We start from the raw sequence: 361 nt of genomic DNA, 5'->3' as shown, positions 1-361 counted from the left end.
CGGCATCGGACTGGAAGCCGTAGGCCGAACTTTCCTGACCGATCGCCACGCTGCTGCTGCCCGTCGCCGAAGAGCCGGTGCCCAGCGCCAGGGCGCCGTTTCCGGTCGCCACGCTGTCGTCGCCCACTGCCGTGCTGAGGGCACCCGATGCGACCGCGCGGGCACCTGACGCCAGCGCGTCTTCCGTGCCGTCCGTGGCTCCGTCGGCACTGAAGAACTGGGTCGCGGAGGTGACCGCGGCCAACTGGTCCATGTTCACCGCATCCGTACCTGCCGTACCGGCGGCCACGTTGGTGATCTGGCGCTCGGAACCGGCACTGCCCACGGAGACCGTGTTGGCCCGGTCAGCCAATGACTGCGC

General features: G+C 69.8%; 1 pseudogene. It reads right to left on the bottom strand.

Annotation, left to right across the window (positions count from 1 at the left end):
* A pseudogene (locus tag AC3A56_RS17585) lies at positions 1 to 361 on the bottom strand (hypothetical protein); the annotation flags it as partial.

This window comes from Rhodanobacter sp. Soil_C_14 (assembly GCF_057657335.1).
This window is presented reverse-complemented; position numbering and strand designations above follow the sequence as displayed.